The 12342-nt window shown below is 54.4% G+C and carries 11 protein-coding genes; 9 read left to right on the top strand and 2 right to left on the bottom strand.

The window, feature by feature from the left end; all coding sequences use genetic code 11:
* Positions 1-12: 12 nt before the first annotated feature.
* The 7 genes from FJV47_RS01955 (at position 13) to nrdR (ending at position 8608) form a co-directional block, all read left to right on the top strand.
* Positions 13-309 (top strand): YggT family protein, encoded by a 297-nt coding sequence (locus FJV47_RS01955; RefSeq protein WP_200831928.1) that lies wholly within the window; start codon positions 13-15, stop codon positions 307-309.
* Between the two features lie 229 nt (positions 310-538).
* Entirely contained in the window at positions 539-1321 is a 783-nt protein-coding gene (locus FJV47_RS01950) for a DivIVA domain-containing protein (RefSeq protein WP_159609506.1), read from the top strand.
* A gap of 109 nt (positions 1322-1430) precedes the next feature.
* The gene (gene lspA, locus FJV47_RS01945) at positions 1431-2000 is read left to right on the top strand and encodes a signal peptidase II (RefSeq protein ID WP_235026300.1); all 570 of its coding nucleotides are present in this window, start codon (positions 1431-1433) and stop codon (positions 1998-2000) included.
* Positions 1997-2941: an RluA family pseudouridine synthase gene (locus FJV47_RS01940; RefSeq protein WP_159609504.1), complete on the top strand. Its 945-nt coding sequence runs from the start codon at positions 1997-1999 to the stop codon at positions 2939-2941. Before lspA ends, FJV47_RS01940 begins: the two co-directional genes overlap by 4 nt.
* Positions 2942-3051: 110 nt before the next feature.
* Positions 3052-6615, top strand: coding sequence for a DNA polymerase III subunit alpha (dnaE, locus tag FJV47_RS01935; RefSeq protein WP_159609502.1), 3564 nt, complete (start codon positions 3052-3054; stop codon positions 6613-6615).
* 69 nt (positions 6616-6684) lie between these two features.
* Positions 6685-8037 carry a histidinol dehydrogenase gene (gene hisD, locus FJV47_RS01930; RefSeq protein WP_370514883.1) on the top strand — a complete coding sequence of 451 codons (1353 nt, stop codon included), beginning with the start codon at positions 6685-6687 and terminating at the stop codon, positions 8035-8037.
* 82 nt (positions 8038-8119) lie between these two features.
* Positions 8120-8608, top strand: a complete 489-nt coding sequence (gene nrdR, locus FJV47_RS01925) for a transcriptional regulator NrdR (RefSeq protein ID WP_159609500.1) — start codon at positions 8120-8122, stop codon at positions 8606-8608.
* A 76-nt stretch (positions 8609-8684) separates the two neighbouring features.
* Here nrdR and map read toward each other — a convergent pair whose 3' ends face one another.
* Positions 8685-9560, bottom strand: a complete 876-nt coding sequence (gene map, locus FJV47_RS01920; protein ID WP_159609498.1) for a type I methionyl aminopeptidase — start codon at positions 9558-9560, stop codon at positions 8685-8687.
* Between the two features lie 134 nt (positions 9561-9694).
* Here map and FJV47_RS01915 point away from each other — a divergent pair, with 134 nt between their 5' ends.
* Positions 9695-9889 (top strand): SPOR domain-containing protein, encoded by a 195-nt coding sequence (locus FJV47_RS01915; RefSeq protein WP_159609496.1) that lies wholly within the window; start codon positions 9695-9697, stop codon positions 9887-9889.
* Positions 9890-9996: 107 nt separating this feature from the next.
* On the opposite strand, the gene panB is transcribed toward FJV47_RS01915, so the two are convergent.
* Entirely contained in the window at positions 9997-10833 is an 837-nt protein-coding gene (gene panB, locus FJV47_RS01910) for a 3-methyl-2-oxobutanoate hydroxymethyltransferase (protein ID WP_159609494.1), read from the bottom strand.
* 137 nt (positions 10834-10970) lie between these two features.
* Here panB and glnA point away from each other — a divergent pair, with 137 nt between their 5' ends.
* Positions 10971-12311, top strand: coding sequence for a type I glutamate--ammonia ligase (gene glnA, locus FJV47_RS01905; protein WP_159609492.1), 1341 nt, complete (start codon positions 10971-10973; stop codon positions 12309-12311).
* The last annotated feature ends 31 nt before the right edge of the window (positions 12312-12342 follow it).

Genomic DNA, 12342 nt, shown 5'->3' with positions numbered 1-12342 from the left:
GCACACATACAAATGGTGTTCGGGATTATCTATCTCGCGCTAGCAATTCTGCAGATCTTACTGTTGATGCGAATTGTGCTGGATATTACTGAAAGCTTTGCTCGCCACTGGCGCCCCAAAGGCATCGCACTGATTGCAGCGACTGCAATCGTGTCGATTACAGATCCTCCCTTGCGCTGGTTGCGTAAGCGGATCAAGCCCCTAGATCTTGGCGGAATTCGTCTTGACCTGTCGTTTCTGTTGCTGTTCATCGTTGTAATGCTTGTCAAAGCAGTGGTGTTCAGTGTTGGTAACAGTACAGGGATCTGATTAGGCGGTTTTCGTCGAAGCAGGGATTGTTCTGAGAGTTCAAACCCTGTAGATTCAAAGAATATGAGACACGAGCATTAGCTCGATTTCGTATTTAGTGTCCAAATCGTTATATCCTTTAGGAAATGGTGCTCCGACTTCACCGGTCGCGACCCTGACAACATAAGGTAAGTGTTTCGCAAGGCAAGACATGGTCGTGCGGAAATGATCCCAGTATTGAGGTGACCCAATGGCTTTAACGCCAGAAGACGTAGTCAATAAGCGGTTTCAGCCGACCAAGTTCCGTGAAGGCTATGACCAAGACGAGGTAGATGACTTCCTCGACGAGATCGTAGTGGAGCTGCGTCGCCTGACCGGTGAGAACGAAACTCTCCGCAACCGACTCGCTGAGCTCGGTGAAGATGCCGGCTCGGTATCCAAGGAACAGACCGTTCCTGCACCAGTATCGGCAGCTCCAGCAGCAAAGCCTGCTGAAGAGAAGAAGGCCGAAACCAAGCCTGCAGAGCCAGCTAAGGCTGCAACTCCTGCTGCTAAGCCTGCTGAAGAGAAGAAGACTGAAGCAAAGCCAGCTGCTGAAGAGAAGCCAGCGGCAGCACCAGCTGCAGCAACTACTCCAGCTCCTGCCGCTGCACCAGCTGCTTCGGCCGCACCAGCTGCCGCTGCCACTCCAGCAGCCGCTCCTCGTACCGAGTCCGCAGAGTCTGCAGCCAACGTGCTGTCGATGGCTCAGCGCTTGCACGATGAGTACGTTGCCTCGGGTGTTGAGCAGCGTGACAAGATCATCTCGGACGCAAAGACCGAGGCGAACACTCTTGTTACCTCTGCAGAGGAAAAGAGCCGCAAGACCTTGTCGGCTCTGGAACAGCAGAAGTCGGTTCTTGAACGCAAGCTTGAGCAGCTTCGTGGATTCGAGCGCGATTACCGTGCTCGCCTGAAGACCTACATCGAAGGACAGCTGCGTGACCTTGAGTCCCAGGGTTCCATCGATGCAGATGCAACCAAGGCAAACTAGTTAGTGACAGGTCAAAACCTGATCTAGCTTTCTAGTAAGATCAACGGTGGTGCACGGATCAAATCCGGGCACCACCGTTGACGTTTAAGAGGAATCAATAGGTATCACTGTGGACGCAGTTCAACCCGGGAGCACATCCCGCTCACCCAAAAAGTTTCTGGGCCTTGGCTTAGTTATTGCTCTGATCGCCTTGATCCTCGATCAAGCCGTGAAGATCGCGGTGGAACAGAACATGCATCTTGGTGAATCATTTGAAGTCATTCCAGACTTCTTGAGCATTCACTATATTCTGAACCCGGGCGCGGCCTTCTCCATTGGAGAGAACTTCACCATCATCTTTGCCATACTTCAGGCAGCAGTGGCAGTCTTCGTGGTCTTCCTGCTCAGCAAGAGAGTACGGGTTCGAAGCTGGGCACTAGCTCTGGGTGCACTACTTGGCGGGGTCTTGGGTAATCTTGGTGACCGCATCTTCCGTGAACCAGCGTTTGGATTCGGCCATGTTGTCGATATGTTCTCCGTGAACCATTTCGCGATCTTTAATGTTGCCGACTCCTTCATCGTTTGTTCCATGATCGCCGTCGCCTACATGCTGATCCGAGGACGAAACCTCGATGGCACCATCGGAGATCCAGCGAAAGGTGAGAAGCCAATCACCGACGAAACGGAGCCGAAGGCATGATCTCCGAGCAAATCACCGTTCACGAATTGCAGGTAGACCCAGATGACGCAGGAGCACGTCTGGATTCTTATCTAGCCAAGAGCTTGGAAATTCCACGAACTCTTGCTTCAACTCTGTGCAAGGGCTCGCAGATCCAAGTTAACGGCCGAACGGTTTCCAAAGCCGTCAAGCTGAAGGCCGGAGATAAACTTCATGTCACCATTCCTCCGCAACGTGATCCATTAGAAATTAAGGTTGAGAAAGTGGAAGAGCTGAAGATCATCGCTGATGACGATGACTACGTGGTCATCGACAAGCCCGTCGGTGTCGCAGCCCACCCGTCTCCAGGCTGGGTCGGTCCTACCGTCGTGGGCGCACTCATGGCCGAGGGATACAACATCTCGACTTCCGGTGCCGCAGAGCGCCAGGGCATCGTTCACCGTCTGGATGTTGGAACTAGCGGGCTTATGGTGGTCGCGAAGTCTGAACGTGCCTACACCGCCTTGAAACGCGCATTTAAAGAACGTACGCCAAAGAAGATATACCATGCAGTCGTCCAAGGTCTGCCTGATCCGTTGGAAGGCACTATCGACGCGCCCATCGGACGTCATCCGGGACACGACTGGAAATTTGCGGTGCTTGAGGGCGGGCGGCAATCGGTGACTCACTACAAGGTGATAGAAGCCTTCGGACGCGCCTCGCTTGTTGAAGTGCACCTAGAAACCGGACGCACACACCAGATTCGCGTTCACTTCTCCGCATTTGGACACCCGTGCGCCGGCGATCAAACCTATGGCGCGGATCCGAAGCTAGGAGCTGCTCTTGGCCTAACCCGCCAATGGTTGCATGCTAAGCGTCTGGGGTTCAGTCACCCGGTATCGGGGCAGTGGGTGGAGTATGAAAGTGAGTACCCGTCGGACCTCGAAGGGGCCGTCGAGCTACTACGCGAGGGCGATTACTAAACAGTTTCTTGAGCATGGAATTGTGTGTCATTGATCCTGTCAGGATCACCACAGTCACCGTAGGCTCTGTGCTGGCCCAAAGGACTGCTCAGACTCGTTAGACTGTTTGGGTGAGTGCTACACGCGACGGATTTGTTCATCTTCATACCCACACCGAATACTCCATGTTGGATGGTGCTGCCCGACTCGGCGAACTTTTTGCTGAGGCTAATCGTCAAGGCATGGAATCTCTGGCTATTACGGACCACGGGTACCTCTTCGGAGCCTTTGATTTTTGGCGTCAAGCCACCGGCGCCGGCATCAAACCGATTATCGGTGTTGAAGCGTATGTCACCCCGGGTACGGCCCGCGACGATAAGACTCGTGTGAAGTGGCGCACCGACGAATCGCAAAAGGGCGACGATGTATCTGGCGGTGGCCTCTACAACCACATGACGCTCTTGTCCTACAACAACGTTGGCATGGACAACCTCTTTAAAGGTTCATCGCGGGCCTCCTTGGACTCGGTCTTTGGTAAGTACCCACGCTGGGACCGCGAGCTTTTGAACGAGCATCACGAAGGTATTATTGCCACCACCGGATGCCCGTCCGGTGAAGTGCAAACTAAACTACGTCTGGGCCAGTATGACGCGGCCAAAGCGGCTGCCGCTGAGCTGCAGGATCTTTTTGGCAAAGAAAACTACTTTTGCGAAATCATGGACCACGGTCTGGAGATCGAGCGCAGAATCACCAAGGACTTGCTGCGACTGGCCAAGGAATTAAACATTCCTCTGGTCGCCACCAACGACTTGCACTACACCCACGAAGCCGACGCTAAGGCTCACGAAGCGTTGCTGGCTATCAACTCGGGATCCACGCTTGATGAACCAACATATGACCAGGGCGGTAGCCGCTTTGCCTTTTCCGGTACTGGCTATTACCTCAAGAGCGCGCGTGAAATGCGCGAGCTCTTCAAGGAATTCCCAGAAGCCTGTGACAACACCCTAGCCATCGCTGACCGTGTTGAAGTCGACTTTGATACCAGCGCCAACTACATGCCAAAGTTCCCCTGCCCACCGGGGGAAGATGAAACCAGCTGGCTCATCAAAGAAGTTGATAAGGGTCTTCATTACCGTTACCCGGACGGCATTCCCGAAGCGTCACGCAAGCAGGCAGACTACGAACTCGACGTCATCATTAAGATGGGGTTCCCCGGCTACTTCCTCGTCGTTGCGGACTTCATTAACTGGTCCAAACGCAACGGGATCCGCGTAGGACCAGGTCGTGGTTCAGGTGCAGGCTCGATGGTTGCCTACGCTATGCGCATTACCGACTTGGACCCGTTGGTTCACGGTTTGATTTTCGAGCGTTTCTTGAACCCTGAACGTGTGTCCATGCCCGACTTCGATGTTGACTTCGATGATCGTCGCCGTTCAGAGGTCATCAAATACGTGACCGAGAAGTATGGCGACGAGCGAGTCTCCATGATCGTTACCTATGGTTCGATCAAGACCAAGCAGGCGCTGAAAGACTCTTCGCGCGTGCTGGGCTATCCGTTCAGCATGGGCGAAAGCCTGACCAAGGCTCTGCCGCCAGCGGTCATGGCCAAGGACATCGCCTTGAACGATATCGAAAATCCGGAGGCCAAGCGTTACTCGGAAGCAGGGGATTTCCGCAATCTGGTAGCGACCGACCCTGAAGCTGCTCGCGTCTTTGAGACGGCCAAGGGCCTTGAAGGTCTGAAGCGTCAGTGGGGCGTGCACGCAGCTGGTGTGATCATGAGTTCTGATCCCATCATTGACGTTGTCCCGATCATGCGCCGTATTCAAGACGGTCAAGTTATTACACAGTTTGATTACCCCACTTGTGAAGGCCTCGGGCTGATCAAGATGGACTTCTTGGGACTGCGAAACCTGACCATCATTTCCGATGCGTTGGAAAACGTCCGGTACAACACCGGTGACGAGATCGATCTCGAAACCTTGGGTATTGACGACGTCGAGGCCTATAACCTTCTGGCACGTGGTGACACCCTTGGCGTGTTCCAGCTTGATGGTGGGCCAATGCGCTCATTGCTGAAAATGATGCGCCCGGATAACTTCGAGGACATTTCGGCAGTGATCGCCTTGTATCGTCCGGGTCCGATGGGCGCAAACTCGCATACCAACTATGCGTTGCGTAAAACCGGGCTACAGGACGTGACCCCGATCCACCCTGAGCTTGAAGAGCCGTTGGCTGAGATCCTGGGAGGCACCTATGGTCTGATCGTTTACCAAGAGCAGGTTATGGCGATCGCGCAGAAGTTGGCCGGATACTCTCTGGGACAGGCGGATATTCTGCGCCGTGCGATGGGTAAGAAGAAGAAGTCGGAACTGGATAAGCAGTTCGCCGGCTTCAAACAGGGCATGAATGACAACGGATATTCCGATGCTGCAGTACAGACCCTGTGGGATATTCTGCTTCCGTTCTCCGACTACGCTTTCAACAAGGCTCACTCGGCCGCATATGGTGTGGTGTCCTATTGGACTGCGTACCTTAAGGCTCACTATCCAGCCGAATACATGGCTGCCCTGTTGACCTCGGTGGGCGATGACAAGGACAAGCTGGCGCTGTACTTGAATGAATGTCGCCACATTGGCATCACCGTTCTGCCTCCGGATGTCAACGAATCCGCATTGAACTTCACCCCAGTGGGCAAGGACATCCGCTTTGGTATGGGCGCTATTCGAAATGTCGGTACCAACGCGGTGGCCGGCATCGTTGAAGCGCGCCAAGAAAAAGGTCACTACAACGACTTCAGTGATTTTTTGAGCAAAGTTCCAGCAGTCGTTTGTAATAAACGAACCATTGAATCGCTGATCAAGGCGGGTGCCTTCGACTCGCTGAAGCACCCTCGTCGTGCCTTGGTAGCAATTCACGAAGAAGCTGTTGACTCGGTAATCCAAGTCAAGCGCAACGAGGCTGCGAACCAGTTTGACCTCTTTAGTGCTCTGGGATCTGAAGAAGCCTCAGATTCAATGAACGTGGCAATTCCTGATCTGCCTGACTGGGACAAGAAAGAAAAGCTGGCTTACGAGCGCGACATGCTGGGCCTGTACGTCTCGGACCACCCGCTGCAAGGCTTGGGCTCCGCTCTAGATCAGTACGCCGATATGCCAGTGACCCACGTACTTTCCGATGATGGTCCGCAAGATGGGCACATCATCTCCATTGCGGGCATGATCTCTGGACTGCAGCGTCGAATCGCCAAGAAGAGTGGCAATCCCTATGCGCGCTGTGAGATCGAGGATCTCTCCGGCTCCATGGAAGTCATGTTCTTTGGCCAGGCGTACCAGCCCATTGCCGAAATTCTTGCCGATGACCTGATCGTGGTCATTAAGGGACGCGTCCAGCGTCGTGACGACGGTTCGATCACTCTGAACGCCCAAGAAATGATGATCCCGGAAATTTCCGAAGACGCTAATGGTGGACCAATTGTCATCGGAATTCCAACGCATAAGGCGACCGAATCACTGGTTCAGCGTCTGGGTGAAGTGCTTCGAACACATACGGGCAATACCGAAGTACGGGTGAAGCTTACCGGTAGCCGGGGAACTTCGCTGATGCGTCTAGGGATGAATTTCCGGGTGAACCCAAATCCTGCCCTCTTTGGCGACCTGAAGGTGCTGCTCGGCCCGCACTGTTTGGACGTCTAAACGCTAATTCGGTGACCGGGCGAGGTAATCAATAAAACCTCGCCCGGTCATCGGCGTTAAGCTAGGTACGTGAGCACTATTCCAGAGACCGAATTTTCAGACCTAGCCACCATCGACTGGCGCAATGAAACCATGAGCTACGCACAGCTCAAGTCCAGCCTCCCACGCCCAGAAATGAATACGCAGACGGCGACCGTTGCGGTTCAGGGAATTATCGATGATGTTCGTGCCCGCGGCATGCAGACGCTCAGCGAACTTGCGCAGCGTTTTGATCATGTGGAACTGGACCACACCCGCGTGCCACAAAATGAGCTGGATCGCGCTTTGGAAGAACTGGATCCTTTAGTTCGCAAGGCACTGGAAGAGTCCATTGACCGTGCACGCGTTTTCGCGGCCGCACAGCGTCCCGAAGACACCGAAGTCGGCTACTCAAACGGCGCGACAGTAACCCAGCGCTGGGTACCTGTCCGACGTGTCGGATTGTATGTGCCAGGCGGCTTGGCGGTGTACCCATCGTCGGTGATCATGAATACCGTGCCCGCACAGGCCGCTGGGGTGAGCTCGTTGGCCTTGGCTAGCCCACCGCAAAAAGAATTTGGCGGGCTGCCACACCCCACCATCCTGGCGGCAGCCAAGCTATTGGGAATTAAAGAAGTGCACGCCATGGGTGGCGCCCAAGCCGTGGCCGCTTTCGCCTACGGAGTTGAGGTTCAGAACGATGAGCGCGGAGGAATCGAACCCGTTGATGTGATCTCTGGACCGGGCAACGTATTTGTGGCCACGGCAAAGCGTCTAGTTAAAGGCGTCGTGGGGATCGATGCTGAGGCGGGTCCTACCGAAATTGCCATCTTGGCCGACCAAAGTGCGAACGCGAAATTTGTTGCTGCTGACATGATCTCCCAGGCAGAACACGATGCCAACGCGGCGGCAGTTCTGATTACAGACTCGGCGGAACTAGCCACCGCAGTGCGTGGCGAATTAGTAGTGCAGGTCGCTGCTACCAAGCACACCGAACGAGTACGTCAGGCCCTGTCCGGAACTCAATCGGCCATCATCTTGGTCAAGGATCTGGAGCAAGGCATCGACGTTGCCAATGCCTATGCTGCAGAACACCTTGAAATCATGGTAGAAAATTCACCGGCAACCGCCTCGCGTATTACCGCAGCAGGAGCCATTTTTGTCGGTTCGTACGCGCCGGTATCTCTAGGGGATTATTGCGCCGGTTCAAACCATGTCTTGCCAACCAACGGTACGGCGGTTCACGCTTCGGGGCTGAACGTCAATACCTTTTTGAAGGCAATCCAGGTCATCAATTACAGTGAAGCAGCGCTGGGAGACGTGGCAGCGCACGTAATCAATTTGGCTAATGCAGAGGACCTACCAGCTCACGGTGACGCAGTGGCAGTACGAAACGCTCATTAGACGCTAAACTTGTTGGTGACATGAGTAGACTCTTGGTGGCAACGCCACCGAGAGTGCTTCACTGGCCGTAGATGGAGGTGCCATGAATTGCCCGTATTGCCGTAACGCAGATTCCCGCGTGGTCGACAGCCGAGTCGCTGACGACGGCGTGTCAATTCGTCGTCGCCGCCAGTGCACTGCATGTTCACGGCGCTTCACCACAACGGAAACTGCGAGCCTTAGCGTGCTAAAGCAGTCTGGGGCGGTAGAGCCATTCTCACGTAATAAAGTGATCAACGGAGTGCGTAAAGCATGCCAGGGACGCCCCGTCACCGACCATGATCTGGCGGTGTTGGCTCAGGAAGTCGAAGAGGCAGTGCGAACCTCCGGTGCGGCAGAAATACCTGCGCACCAAGTCGGCCTGGCCATTTTGGAGCCGCTCTCACGCCTAGACGAAGTTGCCTACCTGCGTTTCGCCAGTGTTTATCACAACTTCCAGTCGCTCTCAGATTTCGAAAGTGCCATCGCTCGCTTGCGGGATCGTCGGAGCACGCCACCGCAGGGCAACGAGCGACCGCTGACCGCCGAGTAAGATCAAGGCCTCAATGACAGTGCCGGGAGTCAAATGATTATTTGACTCCCGGCACTGTCATTTTAAGAATTCATGGCTATGGCAAGGTCAGTATCTCTGCACCGTCATCAGTGACCAATAATGTGTGTTCGAATTGCGCGGTGCGCTTCTTATCTTTGGTGGTCACTGTCCAATCATCGGCCCACATGTCCCATTCAATAGTTCCCAAGGTCAGCATTGGTTCGATAGTGAAGACCATGCCCGGCTCGATAAGTGTGTTGTAAGCCGGGGCAGCGTCGTAATGAGGGATGATCAGGCCAGAATGGAATGATTCACCAACCCCGTGGCCGGTGAAGTCCTTGACCACTCCATATCCAAAGCGCTTGGCGTAGGTTTCGATACTGCGGCCGATCACGTTGATTTCACGGCCTGGCATGACAGCCTTGATCGCGCGCTTTAACGAGTTTTCGGTGCGCTCCACTAGAAGTCGGGATTCTTCATCAACGTCACCTACCAGGAAGGTGGCGTTGTTATCGCCGTGTACACCACCGATGTAGGCGGTGATGTCAATGTTGATAATGTCCCCGTCTTGGAGCACCGTGGAATCAGGAATTCCGTGGCAAATCACCTCGTTCAATGATGAGCACAAGGATTTAGGGAATCCGCGGTAGCCCAGGGTTGAAGGGTAGGCGTTGTGGTCCATGAGGAACTCATGGCCGAGGCGATCTAGCTCGTCGGTGGTGATACCTGGTTGGCAAGCCTTACCCACCTCTTCTAGGGCTTGGGCAGCGATGCGTGAGGCAATGCGGATACGCTCTATAACTTCGGGACTTTTGACTTCCGAAGCAGTGTTCTCAGAAGGCTCTTTTTTGCCGACGTACTCTGGTCGTTCGATGTGTTTGGGCACCGGTAGTTCCGGGGAGATGGTGCCGGCGGTCAAGTTTCCAATGGGAGCAGTATCAGCAGTAGCCATGAAACTCATTCTAGCTTTATGCAGGTTATGGAAAGTCTCGATTTTGACTGACGACGAGGTGGTGTTCCACCTATTTTCGCGATCGTCGGCTAACGTGTAGATGGAAGTACGAACCGAGAATTAAGGAGTTTGTGATGAGCTCAGCTGGCACACCTGACGAAGGTCAGTACTGGTACAACGTTTCAACCAAGAGTGTGGAAAAGGGCCCACAGTCGGATTGGTCGCAGCTTTTGGGACCTTACGAGACTGCTGCGGAAGCGGAAGCGGCCATGAGCAAGGTACAGGCGCGCAATGAAGCGTGGGACGAATCTGAGCAAGAAGATCAGTAACAGCTCGATTCAAGCACAGGAAATAGCTTAATAGTACGAGGGCGGTGTTGGTTAGGGTGATGATTCACCCGTACCAGCACCGCCCTCTTGCATTCTGTGTTGCGCAGCTATTCTTTGAATTCATAGTCAGCCGAAGGGAAAGTTCCCGATACGACTTCCTGATGATATTCACTCACGGCTTGCCCAATGACGCTACGCAGGTCTGCGTACTTCTTCACGAAGCGCGGGGTGCGTCGCTCACCTAGGCCCAGCATGTCCTGCCATACCAATACTTGGCCAGTGGTGGCCGACCCGGCACCGATACCAATTGTTGGGATCCGAAGAGCAGCATCAACCTGGGCGGCTGCATCGCTAGGAACCATTTCAATAAGAATGGCAAAGGCCCCGGCGTCTTGGAAGGCCAGTGCGTCCGACTTCATCTGCTCCAGAGCCTCACCGCGTCCCTGCACGCGGTATCCACCCAGCGCGTGCTCGGCTTGAGGGGTGAAGCCGATATGTCCGATGACCGGAACGCCAGCCAAGACCATCGCCTTGACGTGCGCAGCGTACTGGGCGGTGCCTTCCATCTTCACCGCGTGTGCACCACCTTCCTTCATCAGACGAACTGCACTCTGAACGGCTTGCGCAGGGGATTGCTCGTAGCTGCCGAACGGAAGGTCAACAACGACCATTGCTCGTTTGGTTCCATTGGTGACGGCCTTAGTGAAGACAATCATTTCTTCGAGCGTGATTGGCAACGTCGAGTTGTAGCCCATCACGGTATTGGCTGCAGAATCGCCAACCAACAGGATCTCGATGCCTGCTGAATCGAAAATTTCGGCCATCATTACGTCATAGGCGGTTAACATGGCAAATTTTTCGCCACGCTCTTTTGCCTGCTGCAAGTGATGAATACGGATGCGGGACGGGCCTTTTTCAGGATTCCCTAGGTATGGTTGAGGCATAAAATGACTTTATCGCACTTGGACTGGGCGATGCTTGCCCATTGACCATGCCAGAACCGATATAGTGTTGCCACAGGTCATTTTTTCTAGCCGGCCGTGATCAGAGCCGGATATCAGAAGTCCAAAGGTGGTGGAAAATGGATCGTCAGCAGGAATTTGTGCTGCGCACCATTGAAGAACGTGACGTTCGATTTGTGCGAATGTGGTTTACCGACGTAGTTGGTTCGTTGAAATCCGTTGCGTTGGCTCCTGCTGAAGTTGAAGACGCCTTTGAAGAGGGTCTGGGCTTCGACGGTTCGTCCATCGACGGGCTGTCCCGAATCTCAGAATCTGACATGTTGCTTCAGCCCGATCCATCGACTTTCCAGATCCTGCCTTGGCGCGGTGAAGTAGAACCTACCTCTCGTATGTTCTGCGACATCCTGACCCCAGAAGGTCAACCGTCGAACGCAGATCCTCGTCAGGTGCTCAAGCGCCAGCTTACCGAAGCCTCCAATATGGGCTTCACCTGCTACACGCACCCTGAAATCGAGTTCTACCTACTCAAGAGCGATGAACTCGACGCCGACGGACGTCCGCAGCCCATCGACACCGGTGGCTACTTTGACCACGTGCCTGATGGAGTAGGTCAAGACTTCCGTCGTGCCTCGGTGACAACCCTTGAAGCATTAGGTATTTCGGTAGAGTTCTCACACCACGAAACTGGTCCGGGCCAGAACGAAATCGATCTTCGTTATGCAGACGCTTTGCAGACGGCCGATAACATCATGACCTTCCGCACCGTCATCAAGGAGATGGCGATGCAGAAGGGTATCCACGCAACCTTTATGCCTAAGCCGTTCTCCGAACACCCAGGCAGTGGCATGCACACGCACTTCTCGCTGTTCGAAGGTGACAGCAATGCGTTCTTCGAAGCCGGTCGTGAATACCAGCTTTCCGACGTGGCGCGTTCCTTCATCGCCGGTATCTTGCATCACGCACCCGAGATGACGGCAATCACCAACCAGTACGTAAACTCCTACAAGCGTCTATGGGGTGGGGGAGAAGCCCCGAGCCATCGTTCGTGGGGACACAACAACCGATCTGCTCTGCTGCGCGTGCCCCTGTACAAGCCCGGCAAGGGCCAGAGCGCTCGCGTTGAGTACCGTGGCATCGACTCGGCCGCTAACCCGTACCTCGCCTACGCGTGCTTGCTTGGTGCAGGTCTGAAGGGTATTCGTGAAGGTTACGAGCTCGAAGAGCCAACCGAGGACGACGTATGGAATTTGTCCACGGCCGAACGTCGCGCTTCCGGCCACGTTCCGTTACCGGGTAGCTTGCATGAAGCCCTACGCGTCATGGAGGAGTCAGAACTAATGGCTGAAATCCTCGGCGAGCAGGTATTCAATTCCTTCATCTCCAACAAGCGTGCTGAATGGGAAGATTACCGTCAAGTCGTCACCCCATATGAGCTCAATAAGAATCTGAGTACCCTCTAGAGAAATCGCCGCGTGCTTGCACGCGGCGATT

This window comes from Glutamicibacter sp. JC586, from assembly GCF_009805585.1.
In the GTDB taxonomy this organism is placed as follows: domain Bacteria; phylum Actinomycetota; class Actinomycetes; order Actinomycetales; family Micrococcaceae; genus Glutamicibacter.
The sequence above is the reverse complement of the archived record's forward strand: the minus strand, read 5'-3'. Positions and strand labels throughout refer to the sequence as shown.